This window comes from Streptomyces sp. NPDC126499, assembly GCF_040302485.1.
Lineage (GTDB): Bacteria > Actinomycetota > Actinomycetes > Streptomycetales > Streptomycetaceae > Streptomyces.
On record NZ_JBEOUO010000003.1, the window covers coordinates 401,353 to 422,251 of the forward strand.

Consider the following 20,899-nt stretch of genomic DNA (forward strand, 5'->3'; position numbering starts at 1 on the left):
CCCCAAGGGTACGGCGACACTCCTCTCGTGCCCAGGGCCGCTGTGCCGGCCCTCGGTGGCGCCGCAGCAGGGTCCGTACGGCGTTCCAGGGAGCATGCACGAGCCCCGCGCCGTAGCGCAATGCCGGATGTGCCCTACAGGTGTCCGTACGGGGCCCGAACGGACGCCCCGCGCAGTGACCGGAACGTTCCGCTCCTCGTTCCCACAGGTCACGCCACCGTCGCAGGGAGTTCGCCCGTGCCCGCACCGTCGCCCACCGGCACCGACACCGAGACCCCCACGCACCCCGACACCGCCTCCGCCGCCGCCCGCGCCGCGGCCCTCGCCTCCGCCGAGACCGTCACCGCCGTCTTCGTGCCGCCCCGCACCGACCCGGCGGGCCGGACCGCGGGGCCGCGCGGGCGCCGTCGGGCACCGGAGCCGACGGAACCGGGCGGGCGAGGGGCGCCGGGCGGCGCGGCGGGCGGGCCGGGGGCGGACGCGGTGAGCGACGTCGTGCGCTGGGCGGTCTTCGCCTGCGTCCTGGTCCCGGTCGTCCTCCTCGTCTACGGGACGTCCGTCGGCGGCGCGGCCGGCGCGGCCCTCGGGCTCGCCGCCGTGACGGCCGTCTGCCGGGTGCTGCTGCGCCGGTCCGAGCGCGGGCTGCGCGCCGAGGCGCACGCCGGGCCCCGCGCGGGGTCGCACGGTGGCCGTGGACGCCCCCGCCCGGCCGGGAACCACTCGCGGAGTTGACAGGGTCGCACAGCCGATCCCGTATGTTTTCGGCCAAGTTCCATCGCTCGGCGCGCCCTTGACCGAAGCCCGCTCACCCCGCGTACGGCCAGGCATGGCCGTTCCGGACCACTCTCGGCGATCGAATGCTTCGCGCCAAGTTGCCATGTCGACAATGTGCCGGGGCGAGAACGTGTCACGCCGGTGCCGCGCGACGCAGTAGATTCGATCATGGGTACCGAAGACTGGGGTCTCGTGCAAAACCGAGGGGAAACGTGGCACAGCGACACGACCAGGGAGACGCCAACACCGAGGGGGGCTTAGCGTCATGAGCCAGGACCACTCCGCCGCACCGGAGGCGGCACGGAAGCTGTCCGGGCGCCGCCGTCGCGAAGTCGTCGCGGTACTGCTGTTCAGCGGTGGCCCCATCTTCGAGAGCTCCATCCCGCTCTCCGTTTTCGGCATCGACCGGCAGGACGCGGGCGTGCCCCGCTACCGGCTGCTCGTCTGCGCCGGCGAGGACGGCCCCCTGCGCACCACCGGCGGGCTCGAACTCTCCGCACCGTACGGCCTCGAGGCCATCAGCCGGGCCGGCACCGTCGTCGTGCCCGCCTGGCGCTCGATCACCTCGCCGCCGCCCCCGGAGGCGCTCGAAGCGCTCCGCAGGGCACACGAGGAGGGCGCGCGCATCGTCGGTCTGTGCACCGGCGCGTTCGTCCTCGCCGCGGCCGGGCTGCTCGACGGGCGCCCGGCGACCACGCACTGGATGTACGCGCCGACGCTCGCCAAGCGCTATCCGTCGGTCCACGTGGACCCGCGGGAGCTCTTCGTCGACGACGGCGACGTGCTGACCTCGGCCGGCACCGCGGCCGGGATCGACCTGTGCCTGCACATCGTGCGGACCGACCACGGCACGGAGGCCGCGGGCGCCCTGGCGCGCCGCCTGGTCGTCCCGCCGCGGCGCTCCGGCGGTCAGGAGCGCTACCTCGACAGGTCTTTACCCGAGGAGATCGGCGCCGACCCGCTGGCCGAGGTCGTCGCCTGGGCGCTGGAGCACCTCCACGAGCAGTTCGACGTGGAGACCCTGGCGGCGCGCGCGTACATGTCACGGCGGACCTTCGACCGCCGCTTCCGCTCGCTGACGGGCTCCGCCCCGCTGCAGTGGCTGATCACCCAGCGGGTGCTCCAGGCACAGCGGCTCCTGGAGACCTCCGACTACTCGGTCGACGAGGTCGCCGGCCGCTGCGGCTTCCGGTCCCCGGTGGCGCTGCGCGGGCACTTCCGGCGGCAGCTGGGCTCCTCGCCGGCCGCCTACCGGGCGGCGTACCGGGCCAGGCGTCCGCAGGGCGAGGGCGGCACGGCGGTCCTCGACTCGGTCGTCCCGGCCCAGGCCCAGGTCCCGGCGGGCGCCCGCCGTCAGCCGTATCCGCTGGACCACGGCAAGCCGTCCTCGGACGTCTTCGCCTCCGGCCGCCCGGCGCTGCCGGGACAGCGCAGCGCCCCGTAGCCCGGCGCACGGGCACCCGTACCGCGCGAGCCACAAGCCGCGCACCGAGAAACCGCGGGCCCCTCTGGGACACCTCCCAGAGGGGCCCGCGGCCTTCCTTCGGCCATAAGGTAGGACGCATGAACGATCGCATGGTGTGGATCGACTGCGAGATGACCGGGCTCTCGCTGACGGACGACGCACTCATCGAGGTGGCCGCGCTGGTCACCGACTCGGAACTGAACGTGCTCGGCGAAGGGGTGGACATCGTGATCCGCCCGCCGGACGCGGCCCTGGAGACCATGCCGGAGATCGTGCGCCAGATGCACACGGCCTCCGGACTGCTCGACGCGCTCGCCGAGGGCACCACCCTCGCCGACGCCGAGGCCCAGGTGCTCGCGTACATCCGCGAGCACGTCAAGGAGCCCGGGAAGGCTCCGCTGTGCGGGAACTCGGTCTCCACCGACCGCGGCTTCCTCGCCCGTGACATGCCGGCCCTGGAGAGCCACCTCCACTACCGGATCGTCGATGTCTCCTCGGTCAAGGAGCTGGCCCGCCGCTGGTACCCGAGGGCGTACTTCAACAGTCCGGAGAAGAACGGCAACCACCGGGCGCTCGCCGACATCCGCGAGTCCATCGCGGAGCTGCGCTACTACCGCGAGGCGATCTTCGTCCCGCAGCCCGGCCCGGACTCGGACACCGCGAAGCAGATCGCGGCCCGTCACGTCATCCCCGGGTTGACCCACCCCGCGTAGGGGGCCCGCTCGCGCCCGTCGCCCCTCCGGGGAAAACGTGTGCGCGAGCACCCTCCGGGACCCTGTAGACTTCTTCTCGGCCGGTCGGGGAAACCTTCGGGAAAACCGCCGGTCGTGGTGGGTATAGCTCAGCTGGTAGAGCACCTGGTTGTGGTCCAGGATGTCGCGGGTTCGAGTCCCGTTACTCACCCTGAGGGCCGAGGCCCCGGTTCGGGAGAACCGGGGCCTCGGTCGTTTCCGTATGCCCGCGGGCCCGTCTCAGGAGCAGGTGAGTGCGGCCGGGGGCGGGTTGGTGCCGGTCCACGAGGCGTTGAAGCCGAAGCTCGTGGTGCCGCCGGCCGGGACGGTGCCGTTGTACGAGAGGTTCACCGCCGTCACGGCGGTGCCGCTCTGGGTGACGCCCGCGTTCCACGCCTGGCCGATCCGCTGGCCGGCCGGGTAGTCCCAGGTGACCTTCCAGCCGCTCAGCGGGGCCGTACCGGTGTTGCGGACGGTGACCTGGCCGGTGAAGCCGCCGCTCCACTGGCTCTGCACGGTGTACGTGGCGGTGCAGCCCGCGGGCGCGGGCGGTGGTGTGCCGCCGCCCCCGCCGCCGGGCTCGCCGGTGTCGCCGTAGACGATCCCGCGGCCGTTGGTGCCGATGTAGACGCGGCCGAAGACGCGCGGGTCACCGGTGATCGCGGCGCCGGTCCAGCCCCACTGATGGGCGTCGTCGTTGATCCGCACCCAGCTCGCGCCGGCGTCGGTGGAGCGGAAGATGCCGCGCACCCCGCCGATCTTGGCGCTGGTGTAGAGCGCGGGGTAGGCGGCGCCGGGCGCGGCCTTGCCGAAGCCGATGGTGTCGGCCTGTTCGACACCGGCCACGCGGGTGAAGCTCGCGCCGCCGTCGGTGGAGTGCCACAGGCCGTACGTGGCGTCGGCGGCGCCGCCGGCGAGCCAGACGTCCCCGGTGCGGCCGGGGACGGCCTTGAAGCGGACGTTGCCCTTGGCCGGCAGGCCCGTGGCGCGGGCGGTGAAGCTCCGGCCACCGTCCGTGGAGGCGTAGAAGGTGCCGGCCTTGAAGCCGTAGAAGACGGCCGGGTCCACCCGGTCGGACTCGACCGTCGCGCCGGCCGGGATCCCGGTGGCGGGCGTCCAGGAGGAGCCGCCCCAGGCGGCGGTGTGGACGGCGGCGCCGTCCGGGCTCCACACGGCCCGGGTGCCGTCGGCGGAGGCGGCGACGGTGCCGCCGCCGGTGACACCGGAGGGTTCCTGGCCGGGCGTCCAGTGGGCGCCGTTGTCGGAGGAGAAGGCGACCCGGGGGCCGCCGTCGAGGTGCCCGGCCCGCACGACCCGGTCCGGAGCGGTCTCCGCGTGGTCGAGGGAGGTGGTGCTGGTGAAGTTGGGGCCGGTGAACATCATCGCGGGCACGGCGGAGAGGTCGGTGTGGCGGAAGCCGCCGATGTCCCCGAGGGCGCTGATCAGCGGGGCGCCGGCGGCCGGCGAGGCGAGGTCGAGGACGGCGGTCTCCTCCAGGCCCCTGACCATCGGCCTGATGGTGAAGGTGCCGCCGGTGTCCCACCGGCCGAGCTCCTCGGTGCCGTAGACCGTGGCGCCGGTGCCGTACATCATGCGGTTCGAGTCGAAGGGGTCGATCTCCAGCGCCTCGGTCATCCAGCCGAGCTTGGGGGTCCGCTCGGGCGGCGCGGGGCTTGCGCCCCAGGTCAGCCAGGGGACGGAGGAGACGTCCATGGTGTAGCGGTCGGCGCGGTCCGGGTACGCGGTGTAGTCCCAGGCCTTCGTCCAGGTGGCGCCGCTGTCGGTGGAGCGGAAGAACTGGGTGTCGGGCCACCAGGCGCTGTAGGCGGAGACCATGACCGTGCCGGGGCGCTGCCGGTCGACGGTCAGGCCGCTGAAGCCGAAGAAGGTGTCGGCCTCGGCGACCGGGCTGATGTCCTTCCACTCGCCGGTGGCGGTGGTGTAGCGGAAGACCCGGCCCTTGCCGCCGTCGTACGGGCCGGAGGTGTCGCTGTACGCGAGGTAGAGGTGGCCGCCGCGGGTGTCGAGGACGCCCTTGTGGGCGAGGTGGCCGGTGGGCTGGCCGGGCAGCCGGGTCCAGGTGGCGCCCGCGTCGGTGGAGCGGTAGACGGCGTTGGCCTTGTCGGTGACGCCGACGTAGATCGTGCGCGTCGGGCGGCCGGCGGTGCCGGTGGACTCGTCGAAGGTGACCCAGACGATGCCCTGCCGGTCGGAGCGGTAGCCGCTGGTGTCGGTCGGGTCCTCCTGGTGGTCGCCGGGGTTGGGGAAGGCGGTGACCTGGGCCCAGGTGACGCCCGCGTCGGTGGAGCGCCACAGGCCCCTGCCGCTGGGGGCGCCGAGGTAGAGGACGCGGTTGTCGTGCGGGTCCACGGCGAGGCGTTCGCCCATGCCGCGGCCCGGCATGTTGCCGCCGAGCTTGAAGGGCAGGTCGGTGCGCTGCCAGGTGGCGCCGCGGTCGGCGGAGCGCAGGACGGCGCCGTTGCCGGGGTCCCAGTCGTTGGTGTAGGTGCCGACGGCGGCGTACACGCGGTCGGGGTCGACGGGGTCGGAGGCGAGGCCGATGACTCCGGTGTGGCCCCAGTGGTCCCAGTCGACGTGATCGAGCAGCGGGGTCCAGGTCTTGGTGGCCTGCTCCCATCGGTAGGCGCCGCCGATGTCGGTGCGGGCGTAGATCAGGTTCTTCTCGGTGCGGTTGAAGACGATCCCGGGGACGAAGCCGCCGCCGTCGATCCGCACGTTCTTCCAGGTGTACGAGGCGGCGGTGCTGGTGGTGGCGGTGTCGGCGGCGGGCGGGGCGGCGGCCTGGGCCGGGGTGAGGGCCTGTGCGGCGGCCTCGGCCGGGGGCACGGCTTTCGCGGCGGCCGTGGGGGACGCGGCGCCCGCGAGGAGCCCGGCGGTCAGGGCGAGCCCGGCCAGCAGGTGTCGTGTTCTGCGCATGGGTATCCCGTCGGAAGGCTGTTGGGAGCGCTCCCACTATCAGCAGCCTGTCGGGACACGGTCAAGATTCGCGAACCGTCGAAGACGTTCGACACCGGCGGCGTCACCCCGGACCGGCCCGCGTCACCCGCGCGGGTGGTCCGGCCGGGTGACCCACGCGCCCCGCCGCCCGCCGCAGGCACGCGCCGCTACGGTCGGGCCCCATGTGGCGGCGCACACCCACCCTCGCACTCGCCCTCCTCCTGGGCGCGCTCCTCGCCGCGGGCTGCGCGACCGACCCTCCGGGCCCGCGCTACGCGCGGAACGCGGACGGGGGCGACCGGCCGGTCACCCTCACCGTCGGGGTCTTCGGCTCCTTCGGCCTCAAGGAGGCCGGGCTGTACGACACGTACATGCGGCTGCGCCCGGACATCGCCGTCCGTCAGACCTCCATCGAACGCAACGAGAACTACTACCCGCAGCTGCTCACCCACCTCGTCACCGGCTCCGGTCTCGCCGACGTCCAGGCCGTCGAGGTCGGCAACATCGCCGAGGTCGTCGCCACCCAGGGGCACCGCCTGGAGGACCTGGGCGCGGTGCCGGGGGTGGACCGGCGGGCGTTCCTGCCGTGGAAGTGGGCGCAGGGCACGGGACGGGACGGCCGTACCGTCGCGCTCGGCACCGACATCGGGCCGCAGGCCGTCTGCTACCGCAAGGACCTGTTCGCGCGGGCCGGACTGCCGACCGGCCGGGAGGCGGTGGGGCGGCTGTGGGCCGGGGACTGGCGGCGGTTCCTCGCGGTGGGCCGGCGCTTCGCCGAACGGACCCCGGACCGCGCCGCCTTCACCGACTCGGCGTCCGGGGTGCTGGCCGCCGTCGTCAGCAGCGGCCGCCTGCGCTTCTACGACGAGCGGGGCACCCTCGTCGTCGGCACGAACCCGGCCGTGCGGGAGGCCTGGGACATCGCCGCCTCCTTCGCCCGCGACGGGCTGACCGCGCGGCTCCAGCAGTTCACGCCCGGCTGGGACCAGGGCTTCGCGAACGGCGCCTTCGCGACCGTGGCGTGCCCCGCGTGGATGCTGGGCTACATCCAGGACAAGGCGGGACCGGCGGGCCGGGGCCGCTGGGACGTGGCCGCGGCCCCCCGGCCGGGCAACTGGGGCGGCTCCTTCCTGGTCGTCCCGAAGGCCGGCCGGCACCGGACGGAGGCCGCCCGCCTGGCCGCCTGGCTGACCGCCCCCGCCCAGCAGGCCCGGGTCTTCGCCCTGCGCGGCAGCTTCCCGAGCGCCTCCGCCGCCCACGCCCTGCCGGCCGTGGCCGCCGCCCGTCACCCGTACTTCGGCGACGCGCCGGTGGGCGCGATCTTCACGGCGGCGGCGCGTGGCGTGCCGAAGGCCCCGGTGGGCCCGAAGGAGGGCCTGGTCGCCCAGCACCTCTCCGACGTCGGCATGCTCCAGGTCGACCAGACGGGCCGCGACCCGGCGGAGGCCTGGGCGGCGGCCCTGAAGTCGATCGACAACGCGCTGGACCGGTGAGGGCCGTGACGGATCTGACCGAACGGGGCGGCCCGGAGGACCTGACGGAACCGGGCGGGGGCGAGGACCTGCCGGGAACGGGTGGCCCGGAGGACCTGACGGGACCGGGCAGCCCGGACGACCTGACGAAGCCGGGCGGCCCCGGCGACCTGACCGGCGTGGCCGCGCCCGTCCGCCCGCCCGCACCGGCACCCGCACCCGCGCGTGGGACCGCACCCGCGCGTGGGACCGCTCCTGCGCCGGGGCGTTCGCCCGAGCCCGAGCCCGATCCCGAGGCCGCGCCCGCGCCCGCCGCGTCGAAGGGACGCCGTCGCACGGGGCCGGCGCGCTGGGTGCCGTACGCCCATGTCGCCCCCTTCTTCGCGCTGTTCGGGGCCTTCGGGCTCTTCCCGCTGCTCTACACCGGCTGGGCCTCCCTCCACCGGGTGGAGCTGACCGACCTGGAGCACCCGCGGTGGGTGGGGCTCGGGAACTACGCGCGGCTGGTCGACGATCCGTTCTTCTGGAACGCGCTCGGCAACACCTTCGCGATCGGGGTCCTGTCGACGGTGCCGCAGCTGCTGCTCGCCCTCGCGGTGGCGCACCTGCTCGACGTGCGGCTGCGGGGGCGGGCGTTCTTCCGGGTGGTGGCGCTCGCGCCGTACGCCACCTCCGTGGCCGCGGCGACGCTCGTCTTCGCGCTGCTCTTCGGGCGGGACCACGGCCTGGTCAACTGGACGCTGACGAGCGTCGGGCTCGCGCCCGTGGACTGGCAGAACGGGCCGTGGGCCTCCAAGGCCGCCGTCTCGGCGATCGTCGTGTGGCGGTGGACGGGCTACAACGCGCTGATCTACCTGGCCGCCATGCAGACCGTCCCGCGCGAGCTCTACGAGGCGGCGGCGCTCGACGGCGCCTCGCGGTGGCGGCAGTTCCTGCACGTGACCCTGCCGGGGCTGCGGCCGACGATCCTGTTCACCGTGGTCGTGTCGACGATCGGGGCGACCCAGCTGTTCGGGGAGCCGCTGCTGTTCGGAGCCGGGGCGGGAGCCTCGGGCGGCGCGGACCACCAGTTCCAGACGCTCGGGCTCTATCTGTACGAGCAGGGGTGGGTGAACCTGCATCTGGGGCGGGCCTCGGCGATCGCCTGGGTGATGCTGCTGATCCTGCTCGTCCTGTTCGCCGCGGTGCGGCTCGTGCGGCGCGGGAGGGCGGCCTGATGCGTACGGTACGGGCCGGCTGGGGCACGTACGCCCTCCTGCTCCTCTTCGCCGCGGCCTCGCTCTTCCCGCTGCTGTGGGCGGCGGTCGCGGCCTCCCGGACGACGACCCGGCTCGCGCACACCCCGCCCCCGCTGCGCTTCGGCCGGAATCTGCCCCGCAATCTGGAGATCGCCTGGACCGACGCCCACCTGGGCGCGGCGCTCGCGAACACGCTGGTGGTCGCGGGGACGGTCGCGGTGGGCACGGTCCTGGTGTCGACGCTCGCCGGGTTCGCCTTCGCCCGGCTGCGGTTCCGCTTCCGGGGCGCGCTGCTCGCGCTGGTGGTGGGGACGATGCTGATCCCGCCACAGCTGGGGGTGGTGCCGCTGTTCCTGCTGGTGGCGCGGCTGCGCTGGACCGACGAGTTGCAGGCGGTGATCCTGCCGGGGCTGGTCTCGGCGTTCGGGGTGTTCTTCATGCGCCAGCACCTGCTGCGGGCGCTGCCGGCCGAGCTGGTGGAGGCGGCGCGGGTGGACGGGGCGGGGGCGCTGCGGGTGGTGTGGCACGTGGTGTTCCCGGCGGCGCGGCCGGCGATGGCGGTGCTGGGCACGCTGTCGTTCGTGGCGGCCTGGAACGACTTCTTCTGGCCGGTGCTGGTGCTGACGCAGACGGGCAGCCCGACGGTGCAGGTGGCGCTGACGGGGCTCGGGCGCGGCTACATCCCGGACCAGTCGGTGGTGATGGCGGGGGCGCTGCTCGGGACGGTCCCGCTGCTGGTGGTGTTCGCGGTGCTCGGCCGGCACATCGTGGGCGGGATCATGCGGGGCGCGGTGAAGGGCTGAGGCCGCCCGTCACCCGCGCCGCCTCACCCGCCTCACCCGTACGGCCGAGGCGGCCAGCCTGGCCCGTACACCCCTGTTAGCGTCCGCTTATGTCCCGTATCGCCACTTTCCTTCACCCACGGGCCCGGTGAGGCCCGGTGGGAGTGATCAAGGACCATCCGGAACTCGCCGTCTTCCTCTGCCTCGGTGCCGGTTATCTCGTCGGCAAGCTGCGGGTCGGCCCCATCACCCTCGGCGGCATCTGCGGCACGCTGATCGTCTCGCTCCTGCTCGGCGCCTGGACCAGGGTCCAGGTCGACGGCGACGTGAAGACGGTCTTCTTCGCGATCTTCATCTTCGCCCTCGGCTACATGGCCGGGCCCCAGTTCTTCGCCAACCTCAACAGGAAGAGCCTGCGCTTCTTCGCGCTCTGCGGCATCGAGCTCGTCTGCGTGGTCGGCATCGCGTACGGCCTCGCCAAGGCCTTCGACCTCGACGTCGGCACCGCCTCCGGGCTCCTCGCCGGCGCCGCCACCGAGTCCGCCGTGGTCGGCACGGCCACCGAGGCCATCGGCAAGCTGGACGGCCTGACGGCCGAGCAGATCACCACGTACCAGGGCCATGTGGCGACCGCGTACACCGTCTGCTACCTCTTCGGCCTGGTCACCATCGTGATCTACACCAGCCAGCTCATGCCGATGATCCTGCGGATCAACCTCCGCGACGCCTCGCGCGAGCTGTGGGAGCGGATGCGCGGCGGCAGCGGCGGCCTGGAGGCCGACGAGCGCGAGGCCCTGCCGGGCATGGTCGGGCGGACCTTCCTCGTCACCCAGGCCGACGGCCGCACGGTCGACGACCTGGAGTCCTCGCTCGGCAACCGGATCACCGTCGAGGCGGTCAAGCGGGGCAGCCAGGTGTTCACTCCCCCGCCGCCGGACTTCGAGCTCACCCTCTCCGACCTCGTCCTCACCGTCGGCCGGCGGGCCAACATCATCGAGGCGGGGCGGATCATCGGCCCCGAGACCCCGGCGGTGCCCGGCCTCGACACCCCGCTCGCCACCACCCAGGTCTCCCTCACCGACACCTCCGTCTCCGGCAAGTCCCTCGACGGGCTCCAGAAGGAGCACCCGGAGTTCGCCACCAGCGGCGTCTACGTCACCGAGGTGCTCCGCGGCGACCAGGTGCTGCCCGCCAACCCCGACACCGTCGTCCAGCGCGGTGACGTGCTCACCCTGGTCGGTGCCCGGTCCGGCCTCGGCCGGCTGGTGGCGAAGATCGGCTCGGTGGTGAAGAACGACGCCACCGACTTCATCTACCTGGGCGCCGGCATCGCGGTCGGCTCGCTGATCGGCCAGCTCGTGGTGAAGTTCGGCGACGTGCCGCTGTCGCTCGGCACCGGCGGCGGCTGTCTGATCTCCGGGCTGCTCTTCGGCTGGTTCCGCTCCCGCAGCCAGACCTTCGGCGCCTTCCCGCCCCAGGCCGCGACCACCCTGAAGGACATGGGCCTCGCGGTCTTCATCGCCTGCACCGGTCTCGTCTCCGGCCCGCAGGCGTGGCCGCTGCTCAAGGAGTACGGGGCGCTGCTGCCGGTCGCGGGCATCGCCATGGTCGTCGTGCCCGCCACGCTCTCGCTGATCGTCGGGCGCCGGTTCCTGCGGATCGAGCCGCCGCTGCTGATCGGCGCCATCGCGGGCCAGCAGTGCTCGACGCCCGCCATCACCTCCGTCACCCAGGTCGCCCAGAGCTCGGTGCCGATGCTCGGCTACACGATCACCTACGCCCTGTCGAACTTCCTGCTGCCCCTGACCGGCCCGCTGCTCGTCGGGATCCTCGGGGCATGAGCCGTCGACGCCGGGCCGCAGCGCACCGGCGGACCTTCCCCCCTTTGTCGTCCGTTCCGGTCCACCCGATCTCCGAGGAGTTCCGCCGTGCCGAAGACCAGCTTCACCCGTGACGAGATCAAGTCCTTCGCGCAGCTCTCCCCCTTCGAGCTGAAGGACACGTTCATCCGGATCGCCACCTCCGCGCAGGCCGACGAGCCCGGCCAGAAGGGCAAGACGCAGGTCCAGATGCTCAACGCGGGCCGCGGCAACCCGAACTGGACGGCGACCGGGCCGCGCGAGGCCTTCCTCGCGCTCGGCTACTTCGCGCTCTCCGAGTCGCGCCGCGTGTGGACCGCCGACGACCTCGGCGGGATGCCCGAGGCGGCCGGCGCGGGCGCGCGGTTCGACACCTTCGTACGGCAGCACCCGGACCTGCCGGGGATCGAACTCCTGCGCAAGAGCGTCGCGTACGCGGTCGAGCGCTTCGGTTTCGACAAGGACGCCTTCGTGCACGAGCTGACCGACAGCTCGATCGGCGACAACTACCCGGTGCCGGACCGGATCCTGCCCCACACCGAGCGGATCGTCCGCGGCTACGTGGAGGACGAGCTGTTCGACGGGCGGCCGCCGGCCGGGACGATGTCGTACTTCGCGACCGAGGGCGGCACGGCGGCGATGTGCTACGTCTTCGACTCCCTGATGAAGAACGGGATCCTGAGGAAGGGCGACCGGATCGCCCTGATGGTGCCGGTGTTCACGCCGTACATCGAGATCCCCGAGCTCGACACGTTCGAGTTCGAGGTCGTCCCGATCGAGGCCTCGCTCTTCGCGGAGACGGGCGTGCGCGAGTGGCGCTATCCGGCGGAGGAGGTCGCCAAGCTGGCCGACCCGTCGATCAAGCTGCTCTGCCTGGTCAACCCGTCCAACCCGCCCTCGCTGGCGCTGAGCGAGCGGGTCGCGACCCAGATCAAGGAGATCGTGGCGACCGACAACCCCCACCTGGTGATCGTGACGGACGACGTCTACGGCACCTTCGTGCCCGGCTTCCGCTCGATCGCCGCGGACCTGCCCCGGAACACGGTGCTGGTCTACTCCTACTCCAAGCACTACGGGGCGACGGGCTGGCGGCTCGGCGTGATCGGGCTCCACGACGACAACGTGATCGACCGGATGATCGCGGAGCTGCCGCCGGCGGAGAAGGAGCGGCTGGACAAGCGGTACGGCACGCTGTCGCTCGAACCGGAGAAGATCCGTTTCATCGACCGGCTGGTCGCGGACTCCCGGCAGGTGGCGCTGAACCACACGGCCGGGCTCTCGCTGCCGCAGCAGGTCATGATGACCCTCTTCTCCCTCTTCGACATGTTGGAGGAGGGCCAGGCGTACAAGGAGCGGATCCGGGGGATCGTGCGCCAGAGGCTGGACCTGCTTCTCGAAGGCGCCCAGATGAAGATCGCCGAGGACGGGCAGCGGGCCGCCTACTACATCGAGCTGGACCTGCTCGCGGAGGCGGAGCGGGTGCACGGCAAGGACTTCGCGGACTTCCTGGAGAAGAGCTACGAGCCGGTGGACCCGCTGTTCCGGCTGGCCGAGCAGACGCGGGTGGTGCTGCTGAACGGCGGCGGCTTCGACGGACCGCAGTGGTCGGTGCGGGTGTCGCTCGCCAACCTCGACGACCTGGACTACCTGAAGATCGGCCACCACCTGCGGGCGATCTTCGACGGCTACGCGGAGGAGTGGCGGGCCGCCCGCTAGCCTCTCCATTTTTTCTGTAGCGCACGTTAAGGAAAGTGGTACGGTGGGTACGTTGATTTCGTAACGCCCGCTACAGAAATGGAAGGCCCTGCGGGCGGGAGACGGGGGGACCCTCCATGACCACGCACCACACCGCGCACGCCGCCACGCACGACACCGCGGACGCGACCACGCACGCCCTGAGGCAGCCCGCCCGGGAGCCGCTGCCTCTGGTGCTCGCGCATGGCGCGGGCGGCGGCATCGAGGCCAACTTCGGGCCGGTCCGCGAGGCCCTGGCCGCCGGCGGACGCCGGGTCGTCGGCTTCGACCTGCCCGGGACCGGCGCCGCGCCCCGGGCGACGGCACCGCTCGGCCTGGACGCGCTGGCCGACGGCCTCGTCGCCGCGGCCGACGCGGCGGGCCTCGCCCGGTTCGCCGTCGCCGGCTACTCGCTGGGGGCGGCCGTCGCCGTACGGGCCGCGACCCGGCACCCCGAGCGGGTCGGCGCGCTCGTCCTGACCGCCCCCTTCGCCCTGGCCGACCACGCCCTGCGCCAGACCGCCCTGTTGTGGCGGGACCTCGCGGACGGCGACCGGCCCGAGCTGGTGGCCCGCCTGCTGGTCCCGCTCGCCTTCGGCGCGGCCACGCTGGAGCCGATGGCCCCGGAGGCCGTCGAGGCCGCCGTCCGCCTCACCGCCGAGTCGGTCCCGCCCGGCACACCCGAACACGCCGACCTGGTGGCCCGTGCGGACGTCCGCGCGGACCTGCCCCGCCTGACGGTGCCGACCCTCGTCCTCTCCACCACCGAGGACCGCCTGGTCTCCCCCGCCCTCCACCGCCGGGTCGCCGCCGCGATACCGGGCGCCCGCCTGACGGAACTGGCCACGGGACACGCTCCGTTCGCGGAGAACCCGGAGGTGTGGGGGAAGCTGATGGCCGCGTTCCTGGAGGAGGTCCGGGGATAGCGGAGCGCGCCCCGGCCGGAGGGTGGGGTGGCTCCGGCAGGGGCGCGCGAACTGGGGCCCGGCAGGGCGTTCGGAGGGAGCTGATCGCGGTGCCCGGGGAGGTCGAGCTCCAGCGTCCAGCCCCCCGACCGGACGCTGGAGGTCTCCTAGGTGATCACGTACTGGCCGGTGGGGTGCGGCAGCACGCTAGCGAGCGGGAAACGGACAAATGCCGATGAGGGGGCCGGGGTTGAGGATTTTTAGGCTCCGCTTAAGGCAGCCATCGGACCCGGTTAAAGGTCGGGCCGCGAGCGAGGCCGGAACGGCGGCCTCCCTCCGCCGGTCAGGTCTTCCGGCGACGGCTGACCTCCGCCCGTCAGGACTTCGTCCGGCGACGGCCGGACTCCGCCGGTCAGGTCTTCTGGCGGCGCGTGGGCGCGCGGCGGGTGCGGCGGCCGGTGGTGCCGGTCGTGCGGCGGCCGTCGAGGCCGATCCAGATGCGGACCTCGGTGCCGCCGAGCACCGAGTGGCCGATCCGCACGTCGCCGCCGGTGGACTCGGCCATGCGCCGCACGATGTCGAGGCCGAGCCCGGTGGAGCCGTCCCGGCCGCTGCCAGCGCCGCGGGCGAGGGCGGCCGCGGGGTCGGCGATGCCGGGTCCCGCGTCCGAGACCAGGATGATCACGGCGTCGTCACCGTTGTGGAGGTCGACCGAGAAGGCGGTGCCCACCGGGGTGTGCCGGAAGACGTTGCCGAGCAGGGCGTCGAGCGCGGCCACGAGTTCGGGCCGGGCGACCGGGATACGCACCGGCCGCTCAAGGCCCGCGACCCGGACCTTGCGGTCCTCGTCCTCGGCGAGGGCCGACCAGAAGCCCATCCGCTCGCGCACCACTTCGGCGGCGTCGCAGCCGGTGACCGGCGCGGTGGCCCCGGTTTGCGGCTTCGCCTCCCGCGCGGTGCGGATGATCGTGTCGACCTCGCGCTCCAGCTGCTCGACGGCGGCCCGGGTCTGGTCGGCCGCCGGGCCGGAGCCCAGGGAGGCCGCGTTGAGCCGCAGCACGGTCAGCGGGGTGCGCAGCCGGTGGGAGAGGTCGGCGGCCAGTTCCCGCTCGTTGGCGAGGAGCCGCACGACCTGGTCGGCCATCGAGTTGAAGGCGACGGCGGCCGACTTGAGCTCCGGCGGCCCCTCCTCCGGGACCCGCGCGCCCAGTTCGCCCTCGCCCAGCTCGTGGGCGGCGCGGGCGAGCCGCTGGGCGGGCCGGACCATCCGCACGCCGAGCCGGTCGGCGACGGCCACGGAGCCGACGATCAGGGCGGCACCGACCGCGGCCAGGACCAGCCAGGCGGTGGCGACGCCGTTGGTGACCTCGCCCTCGGGGACGAAGAGTTCGACGACCGCGACCCGCCCGGAGCTGACGGCGGTGGGCTGGAGCAGCGCGGAGCCGCCCGGCACCTCGGCGATGGTGGCCCGGCCGAGCGCCCGGGTGGTGGCCAGGTCCTCCTCGCTGACCCGGCCGGTGCCGATCTCCTCGCCCCGGCCGCCCGGTTCGCCGGAGGCCGGGAGGTGGACGGCGAGCCGGCCCTCCGCCCCGTCGTCGGTGGTGGCGACGGCCCGCTCCAGCTGTTCGCGGTCGGTGGTGATGGCGAGGACCGGCGCGAGACCGGCGGCGCGCCGCTCGGCGTTGGAGAACGCCCGGTCGCGGGCCATCTCCTTGACGACCAGGCCGAGCGGCACGGCGAACGCGACCACGACCATGACGGTCACGGCCAGCGACACCTTGACGAGCGCCCATCTCACAGCCGGGGCTCCACGTGCTCCCGGGGCGGCTCCAGCTTCACGCCCACCCCGCGCAGGGTGTGCAGATAGCGCGGCCGGGCGGCCGTCTCGCCCAGCTTCCGGCGCAGCCACGACAGGTGGACGTCGATGGTCTGGTCGTCCCCGTACGACTGCTGCCACACCTCGGCGAGCAGCTCCCTGCGCGAGACGACCACGCCCGGCCGCCCGGCGAGGAAGGCCAGCAGGTCGAACTCGCGGCGGGTCAGGTCGAGGGCGGTGCCGTCGAGCACCGCCTGCCGGCGCAGCGGGTCGATGGCGAGGCCGCCGACGCGGATCTCCCGGGAGGGCGGTGCCTCACCGGCGCCCGACCGGGCCCGCCGCAGCACGGCGGCCATCCGGGCGGACAGGTGCTCCACCGAGAACGGCTTGGTCAGGTAGTCGTCCGCGCCGTCGTTGAGCAGCCGGACGATCTCCGTCTCGTCGTCGCGGGCCGTCGCGATGATCACTGGTACGTCGGTGATCCCGCGCAGCATCTTCAGCGCCTCGGCCCCGTCCAGATCGGGCAGTCCGAGGTCGAGGATGACCACGTCGAAACGGTGATGGGCGACCTCGCGCAGCGCCTCCAGGGCCGTGCCGACGCTCCTCACGGTGTGGGAGGCCTCGGTCAGGTGCCGGATGAGGGCGGAGCGCACGAACTGGTCGTCCTCGACCACGAGCACACTTGCCATGGGCGGCACCGTACGCCATTCGGGGGATGGCAGGATGAGCCGGATGCGAAGAGGACTGGTTCACGCGCTGGCGTGGTCGCTCGCCACGGGCGCGGCGGTCACGCTCTCCTGGTGGGGCGTGCACACGGTGCTGGCCGGCACGGTCTACGACCCGCCGCGCGCCCTGCCCATCCCGTCCGGCACGACCGTCGCCGCGGACTCCGGCGGCACCGGCACCGACCCCCTGGCCTCCGCCCCCCACAGCGCCCGCCCGTCCGCCCCGACCCCGTCCGCGCCGGCGGACACCGCCCGCCCCGCGACGTCACCGTCCGCCAACCCCTCCCCCCGGCCCACCGGGCCGAAGTCCCCGGCGAGCACCCCCGGCAGCGGCTCCAGGACCACCAGCGGCAGCGGCAGCGGAAACGTGAAGAGCTACGGCACGGACGGCGGCCGGGTGGTGTTCGACCTCGGGCCCTCCTCCGCCGAGCTGGTCTCCGCCACGCCCGGCGCGGGCTGGCAGATGCAGGTGTGGAAGCAGCCGACCTGGATCCGGGTGACCTTCACCAAGGACGGCCGCGAGATCTCCGTCTTCTGCGTGTGGCACGACACGGCGCCCCGCGTGGAGATCGAGGAGCGCTGACCGAGCGCCGGCCGGGCGCTGACCCGCCCGCCGAGGGGCGCGACGGGGGCTCAGCGGAAGACGGACGCGGGCGGTACGGGTGAGGGCTTGGCGCTCGCGTCGGTGACCGGCGTCGCGCCGCCCGTGAAGTCGGCGAGCGCCCGCCCGTGCTCGACCCGCCCCGGGTGCGGGTCGGTCGCCACCCGGCGGGTCAGCTCGGCCACCGGCAGCTCGCGGTCCGAGGCCAGCAGGACGGCGTTGCCGAAGCGGCGCCCGCGCAGCACGGTCGGGTCGGCGGCGAGCGCCAGTTCGGGGAAGACGGTGGCGGCGGTGGCGATCTGGCCGCGCAGATGGGCCAGCGGCGGGCCGTCGGCGAGGTTGGCCGCGTAGAAGCCGCCGGGCCGCAGCACCCTCCGTACCTCGGCCAGGAACTCCGTACTGGTCAGATGCGCGGGCGTACGGGCTCCGCTGAAGACGTCGGCGATGATCAGGTCCGCCCAGCCGTCCGGCACCTTGCCGAGCCCGGCGCGGGCGTCGGTGGAGCGGACCCGGATCCGGGCGGCGGAGTCGAGCGGCAGTTCCCGGCGGACCAGCTGCACCAGCGGGCCGTCGAGTTCGACGATCTGCTGGGTGGAGCGCGGGCGGGTGGCCGCGACGTACCGGGCGAGGGTGAAGGCGCCGCCGCCGAGGTGCACGACCTGGATCGGCTTGTTCGGCGGGGCGGCGAGATCGGCGATGTGGCCGAGGCGCCGCTGGTACTCGAAGGAGAGGTGGGCCGGGTCGTCGAGGTCGACGTGCGACTGCGGCGCGCCGTCGATGAGCAGCGTCCACCCGCGGGGGCGCTCCCGGTCGGGTATGAGTTCGGCGAGTCCCCCGTCGACGGTCTCCACGACCGCGACGGCTCCCGCCGCCCGCTCCCGCTGCTTGTTCCTTGCCACGAGCCCATTATCGGCGCACGGGGAAATCACCCGCCCGACGAGCCCCGGGACCGTACGGGAGCCGCAGACGGAGCCGGTCCAGGCCGCGTACGGAGCCGAGCCGAGCCGCACACGGAGACAGCCGCACACGGAAACGGGCCGGGCCGGGCCGTGCACGGTGCCGATCAAGTCGCGGAGCGGGACCGGGCCGGGCTAGTGGCAGCCGTCCGCCGCCTCGATCAGGCGGGCCGCCTGGCCCAGGGCCTCGCGGAGCATCGTGGGGTCGGTGACCTGGCCGCTGTCGCCGGGCGGCAGCAGCCAGTCGGCCGGGCGGGGGGTGGCGCCGTCGGGGCCGGGGAGCTCCGGCGCGTGCGGCAGCCGCAGCCCGCGGCCGTCCGTCCTCGTACAGGCGCTGCCCGGCATGTCCCAGGCCGCGGCCGTGCCGGGCGGCACCAGGAAGCCGAGCGTGTCGCAGGCGCCGTCGTGCAGCACCGGGCCGACCGCCGGGGCGCCGCCGCGGCGCAGGATATCCACGGCCTCCAGGCCCTGCCGGGCCGGCACGGTCACCAGGTCACAGGGCTCGCCGACCAAGGCGCAGGACGCGGGGGACGCGCTGACGTCCTGCGTGGGCGTGTGCCGCTCGGTCGACTGCGATCCGGTCACCCCGATCGCTCCGGTCTCCACCATGGGACCCCTCCTCGCTCCTGAGGAGACACGTTCCGTCTCTCCGCATGGTTCAACGCCCGTGCGCGTCAACGGCTACGGCGGCACGCCGCCGCAAAGGATGGCAGTTCATGGCAGATCGCGGGCGAGATATCCGATTTGTTGCCAAACTCCGCGTGTGCGAGCGGTCACAGCAGGTACGTTCTTGCCCGCCGGAACACCGGCAGCACCAGGAGAGGGCTCGGCCATGGCGTTGTCACGGGCAGTTCCCAATCTCGCCTTCCGCAGGCTCCGCGGGCAGCGCTCACCGGCGGAGTTCGCCGCGCTCGTCCGCCGGGCGGCGCGGGAGATCGGCGAGCAGGTCGCATGCGACGCCCGCTACATCGGGCGCGTGGAAGCGGGCGAGATCCGCTGCCCGAACTACGCGTACGAGCGGGTCTTCCTGCACATGTTCCCCGGGCTCAGCCTCGCCGACCTGGGGTTCTCGGCGCGGGAGGCCGTGCGCGGCCGGCGGCCGGCCGCCGTGGCGGCGGCGGCCGGGGGACCGCCGCCCCTCGCCATCACCACCCGGAACGATGAGGAGAGCGACGTGCTGCGTCGCGCGTTCATGACCGGCGGCACCGTCACCGTGGCGGCCGCCTCGCTGGGACTCGGCGGCCCCGCCGCCGCCATCCCCGCCCCCCGGGGCGTCCACCGTGTCGGCGACGCCGAGGTCCGCGCCGTCGAGGACGCGGTACGGCAGATCCGGCTGCTCGACGACCGGCACGGCGCCGACGGCCTCTACCGGCGGGCCACCCAGCCGCTCCGTACCGCCTACGCCCTGCTCGACGCGGGCGTCACCGCCCGCCGCTCCACCGCCGACCGGCTGCACCACGGCGCGGGCGAGCTGGCCATCTCCGTCGGCTGGCTCGCCCACGACTCGGGCCGCCTCGACGACGCCCGCTCCCACTACGCCGAGGCGCTGGCCACCGCCCGGGTGGCCGGGGACGCGGCCCTGGAGGCGCACGCCTTCTGCAACACCTCGTTCCTGGCCAGGGACTCCGGGCGGTACCGGGAGGCGGTACGGGCCGCGCAGGCCGGACTGCGGGCCGCCGAGCCGCTCGGCTCGGCCCGGCTGCTCGCCCTGCTCACCCTGCGGGAGGCGGGGGCCTGGGCCGGTCTCGGCGACCGCTCGGCCTGCGCGCAGGCCCTCGGCCGGGCCCACTCCTTCTTCGAGCGCGGCCCCGGCGACCGCGACCCGGAGTGGATGTCCTTCTTCGGCGAGCCCGAGCTGGAGGCCCTGGAGGCCCAGTGCTGGTCGCTGCTCGGCGACTGGTCCCGCGCCGCCCGCCACGCGCGGCGCGCCACGGTGCTGCAGAACCCCCACTTCGCCCGCAACCTGGCCCTCTACCGGGCCCAGCTCGCCGGCGACCTCGCGCACGCGGGCCGCCCCGAGGAGGCCGCGGCGGAGGTGGAGCGGGTGGAGGACTCCCTCGACGGCGTCGAGTCCGCCCGGATCCGGCGGATGCTGTCGGAGACCCGCCGGGTGCTCGCCGCGTACTGACCCGCCGCGCCACGGCGGCAGGGATCACCGGAGAGGCGTTCCACCGCTCCGGGTGACCGGCTACCGCTCCAGGTGACCGGTGTCGTTCCAGCGCTCGATCGCGGGGGCGCCGTACGCCCAGCCCAGGACCGACAGGCTGGTCGGGTCGAGGCGGATGCGGGCGCCGAAGGAGATGTCCTCGCCCAGCCAGCGGGCGCCGATGGTGCGCAGGATGTGGCCGTGGGCGAAGACGAGGACGTCACGGTCGGCCGAGCGGGCCCACTCCACGACCTGGTCGGCGCGGGCCGAGACCTCGGCGCGCGTCTCTCCCTCCGGGACGCCGTCGCGCCATATCAGCCAGCCGGGACGCAGCTCCTGGATCTGCGCCGGGGTCAGGCCCTCGTAGGCGCCGTAGTCCCACTCCATCAGCGCGTCCCAGTTCTCCGCCCGCGTGCCGAAACCGGCCAGCTCGCAGGTCTCCCGGGCCCGCACCAGCGGGCTGGTGCGCACCTCGACGCCCTCCAAGCCGGCCCACGGGCCGCGCCCGAGGCGCTCGCCGAGCAGCTTCGCGCCGCGCCGGCCCTCGTCGAGCAGAGGGATGTCGGTCCTGCCGGTGTGACGGCCGAGCAGCGACCACTCGGTCTGGCCGTGCCGGGCGAGCAGGATGCGCGGTGCCATGAAGGCTCTCCAGGGGTCCACGGAACAGGTGCACCTCCATCATCGCCCACCCGTCCTCCAGCCGAATTCCCGGTGGCCTCCGGGCAACCTCCGCCCGC

At 73.9% G+C, this 20,899-nt stretch carries 17 protein-coding genes and 1 tRNA gene; 12 read left to right on the top strand and 6 right to left on the bottom strand.

Features of this window, described 5'->3' with window-relative positions:
- The first annotated feature begins 237 nt into the window (after positions 1-237).
- From ABTZ91_RS06525 to ABTZ91_RS06540, 4 genes are all read left to right on the top strand, one after another.
- Positions 238-732, top strand: coding sequence for a hypothetical protein (locus ABTZ91_RS06525; RefSeq protein ID WP_352076002.1), 495 nt, complete (start codon positions 238-240; stop codon positions 730-732).
- Between the two features lie 307 nt (positions 733-1,039).
- Entirely contained in the window at positions 1,040-2,218 is a 1,179-nt protein-coding gene (locus tag ABTZ91_RS06530; protein ID WP_352076003.1) for a helix-turn-helix domain-containing protein, read from the top strand.
- A 119-nt stretch (positions 2,219-2,337) separates the two neighbouring features.
- Complete coding sequence (orn, locus tag ABTZ91_RS06535; protein ID WP_352076004.1) at positions 2,338-2,952, top strand: oligoribonuclease; 615 nt, start codon at positions 2,338-2,340, stop codon at positions 2,950-2,952.
- A 117-nt stretch (positions 2,953-3,069) separates the two neighbouring features.
- Positions 3,070-3,142 (top strand) — tRNA-His (locus tag ABTZ91_RS06540).
- Positions 3,143-3,210: 68 nt separating this feature from the next.
- On the opposite strand, the gene ABTZ91_RS06545 is transcribed toward ABTZ91_RS06540, so the two are convergent.
- A complete protein-coding gene (locus ABTZ91_RS06545) occupies positions 3,211-5,907 on the bottom strand; it encodes a cellulose binding domain-containing protein (RefSeq protein WP_352076005.1) in 2,697 nt (898 codons plus the stop codon).
- A gap of 203 nt (positions 5,908-6,110) precedes the next feature.
- On the opposite strand from ABTZ91_RS06545, the gene ABTZ91_RS06550 reads away from it, so the two are divergent.
- From ABTZ91_RS06550 to ABTZ91_RS06575, 6 genes are all read left to right on the top strand, one after another.
- A complete protein-coding gene (locus tag ABTZ91_RS06550; RefSeq protein WP_352076006.1) occupies positions 6,111-7,421 on the top strand; it encodes an extracellular solute-binding protein in 1,311 nt (436 codons plus the stop codon).
- Positions 7,422-7,579: 158 nt separating this feature from the next.
- Entirely contained in the window at positions 7,580-8,617 is a 1,038-nt protein-coding gene (locus tag ABTZ91_RS06555; protein WP_352076055.1) for a sugar ABC transporter permease, read from the top strand.
- A complete protein-coding gene (locus tag ABTZ91_RS06560; RefSeq protein ID WP_352076007.1) occupies positions 8,617-9,441 on the top strand; it encodes a carbohydrate ABC transporter permease in 825 nt (274 codons plus the stop codon). Before ABTZ91_RS06555 ends, ABTZ91_RS06560 begins: the two co-directional genes overlap by 1 nt.
- A 137-nt stretch (positions 9,442-9,578) precedes the next feature.
- Entirely contained in the window at positions 9,579-11,261 is a 1,683-nt protein-coding gene (aspT, locus tag ABTZ91_RS06565) for an aspartate-alanine antiporter (RefSeq protein WP_352076008.1), read from the top strand.
- Positions 11,262-11,348: 87 nt separating this feature from the next.
- The gene (locus tag ABTZ91_RS06570) at positions 11,349-12,995 is read left to right on the top strand and encodes a bifunctional aspartate transaminase/aspartate 4-decarboxylase (protein WP_352076009.1); all 1,647 of its coding nucleotides are present in this window, start codon (positions 11,349-11,351) and stop codon (positions 12,993-12,995) included.
- Between the two features lie 116 nt (positions 12,996-13,111).
- On the top strand, positions 13,112-13,939 hold the full coding sequence (locus tag ABTZ91_RS06575) for an alpha/beta fold hydrolase (protein ID WP_352076010.1): 828 nt from the start codon (positions 13,112-13,114) through the stop codon (positions 13,937-13,939).
- A gap of 391 nt (positions 13,940-14,330) precedes the next feature.
- Here ABTZ91_RS06575 and ABTZ91_RS06580 read toward each other — a convergent pair whose 3' ends face one another.
- Complete coding sequence (locus ABTZ91_RS06580; RefSeq protein ID WP_352076011.1) at positions 14,331-15,716, bottom strand: HAMP domain-containing sensor histidine kinase; 1,386 nt, start codon at positions 15,714-15,716, stop codon at positions 14,331-14,333.
- A complete protein-coding gene (locus ABTZ91_RS06585) occupies positions 15,713-16,423 on the bottom strand; it encodes a response regulator transcription factor (RefSeq protein ID WP_352076012.1) in 711 nt (236 codons plus the stop codon). The genes ABTZ91_RS06580 and ABTZ91_RS06585 overlap by 4 nt, the downstream gene beginning before the upstream one ends.
- Before the next feature lie 34 nt (positions 16,424-16,457).
- On the opposite strand from ABTZ91_RS06585, the gene ABTZ91_RS06590 reads away from it, so the two are divergent.
- Entirely contained in the window at positions 16,458-17,042 is a 585-nt protein-coding gene (locus ABTZ91_RS06590) for a hypothetical protein (RefSeq protein ID WP_352076013.1), read from the top strand.
- Positions 17,043-17,092: 50 nt separating this feature from the next.
- Here ABTZ91_RS06590 and ABTZ91_RS06595 read toward each other — a convergent pair whose 3' ends face one another.
- Both ABTZ91_RS06595 and ABTZ91_RS06600 read right to left on the bottom strand, forming a co-directional pair.
- A complete protein-coding gene (locus tag ABTZ91_RS06595; RefSeq protein ID WP_352076014.1) occupies positions 17,093-17,959 on the bottom strand; it encodes a fused MFS/spermidine synthase in 867 nt (288 codons plus the stop codon).
- A 192-nt stretch (positions 17,960-18,151) separates the two neighbouring features.
- The gene (locus tag ABTZ91_RS06600) at positions 18,152-18,625 is read right to left on the bottom strand and encodes a hypothetical protein (RefSeq protein ID WP_352076015.1); all 474 of its coding nucleotides are present in this window, start codon (positions 18,623-18,625) and stop codon (positions 18,152-18,154) included.
- Between the two features lie 223 nt (positions 18,626-18,848).
- On the opposite strand from ABTZ91_RS06600, the gene ABTZ91_RS06605 reads away from it, so the two are divergent.
- Positions 18,849-20,144, top strand: coding sequence for a tetratricopeptide repeat protein (locus tag ABTZ91_RS06605; protein ID WP_352076016.1), 1,296 nt, complete (start codon positions 18,849-18,851; stop codon positions 20,142-20,144).
- A 60-nt stretch (positions 20,145-20,204) separates the two neighbouring features.
- On the opposite strand, the gene ABTZ91_RS06610 is transcribed toward ABTZ91_RS06605, so the two are convergent.
- Positions 20,205-20,801, bottom strand: coding sequence for a histidine phosphatase family protein (locus tag ABTZ91_RS06610; protein ID WP_352076017.1), 597 nt, complete (start codon positions 20,799-20,801; stop codon positions 20,205-20,207).
- Positions 20,802-20,899: the final 98 nt, after the last annotated feature.

Bases quoted from the DNA above. Each gene is read 5' to 3' on its own strand.
- ABTZ91_RS06610 (WP_352076017.1), bottom strand. From the start codon at position 20,801: ATGGCACCGCGCATCCTGCTCGCCCGGCACGGCCAGACCGAGTGGTCG.
- ABTZ91_RS06545 (WP_352076005.1), bottom strand. From the start codon at position 5,907: ATGCGCAGAACACGACACCTGCTGGCCGGGCTCGCCCTGACCGCCGGG.
- ABTZ91_RS06530 (WP_352076003.1), top strand. From the start codon at position 1,040: ATGAGCCAGGACCACTCCGCCGCACCGGAGGCGGCACGGAAGCTGTCC.
- ABTZ91_RS06585 (WP_352076012.1), bottom strand. From the start codon at position 16,423: ATGGCAAGTGTGCTCGTGGTCGAGGACGACCAGTTCGTGCGCTCCGCC.
- ABTZ91_RS06560 (WP_352076007.1), top strand. From the start codon at position 8,617: ATGCGTACGGTACGGGCCGGCTGGGGCACGTACGCCCTCCTGCTCCTC.
- orn (WP_352076004.1), top strand. From the start codon at position 2,338: ATGAACGATCGCATGGTGTGGATCGACTGCGAGATGACCGGGCTCTCG.
- ABTZ91_RS06600 (WP_352076015.1), bottom strand. From the start codon at position 18,625: ATGGTGGAGACCGGAGCGATCGGGGTGACCGGATCGCAGTCGACCGAG.
- ABTZ91_RS06550 (WP_352076006.1), top strand. From the start codon at position 6,111: ATGTGGCGGCGCACACCCACCCTCGCACTCGCCCTCCTCCTGGGCGCG.
- ABTZ91_RS06590 (WP_352076013.1), top strand. From the start codon at position 16,458: ATGAGCCGGATGCGAAGAGGACTGGTTCACGCGCTGGCGTGGTCGCTC.
- ABTZ91_RS06605 (WP_352076016.1), top strand. From the start codon at position 18,849: ATGGCGTTGTCACGGGCAGTTCCCAATCTCGCCTTCCGCAGGCTCCGC.
- ABTZ91_RS06575 (WP_352076010.1), top strand. From the start codon at position 13,112: ATGACCACGCACCACACCGCGCACGCCGCCACGCACGACACCGCGGAC.